Here is a 940-nt window from a genome sequence, read left to right on the forward strand (position 1 = left end):
GGCGGCTCATGCGGTGGCGGAACGCACCCTGCACCAACTCCAACAATGGCTCACCAACCCCCACCTCACCCACACCCACCTCGTCATCCTCACCCAACACGCCATCCCCACCACCCCCCACCAACCCATCAACCTCCCCACCACCACCACCTGGGGACTCATCCGCACCACCCAAACCGAAAACCCCGGACGCATCACCCTCATCGACCACGACCACCACCCCACCACCAACCACACCATCACCACCGCCCTCACCACCGGCCACCCCCAACTCGCCATCCGCAACAACCCCCTCCACACCCCCCAACTCACCCCCACCACCACCACCGCAACCGCAACCGCCAACCCTCACCCCACCCTCGACCCCAACGGCACCATCCTCATCACCGGCGGCACCGGCACCCTCGCCACCCACATCGCCCAACACCTCATCACCCACCACCACATCAAACACCTCCTCCTCCTCACCCGCACCGGACCCCACCCCCCCCACGCCCAACAACTCCACCAACACCTCACCAACCTCGGCGCCCACCCCACCATCACCACCTGCGACACCACCAACCCCCACCAACTCACCACCACCATCAACAACATCCCCCCCAACCACCCCCTCACCGCCATCATCCACACCGCCGGCATCCTCGACGACGCCACCACCACCAACCTCACCCCCCACCAACTCCACACCGTCCTCCAACCCAAAATCGACACCGCCTGGCACCTCCACCACCTCACCACCAGCCACCCCCTCACCCACTTCATCCTCTTCTCCAGCGCCGCCGGCACCCTCGGCACACCCGGACAAGCCAACTACGCCGCCGCCAACACCTACCTCGACGCCCTCGCCCACCACCGCCACACCCAAGGCCAACCCGCCACCAGCCTCGCCTGGGGCCTCTGGACCCACACCAGCAAAATGACCAACAAACTCACGGAG

The 940-nt window shown here is 66.2% G+C and carries 1 protein-coding gene; it reads left to right on the forward strand.

Translation table 11 applies throughout. The annotated features are described in order from the left end of the window. Positions 1-13: 13 nt before the first annotated feature. A partial coding sequence (locus LPA42_RS33385) for a beta-ketoacyl reductase (protein ID WP_228987141.1) occupies positions 14-940 on the forward strand: 927 nt, incomplete at its 3' end.

The organism is Micromonospora sp. DH13 (genome assembly GCF_020873825.1).
In the GTDB taxonomy this organism is placed as follows: Bacteria; Actinomycetota; Actinomycetes; order Mycobacteriales; family Micromonosporaceae; genus Micromonospora; species Micromonospora haikouensis.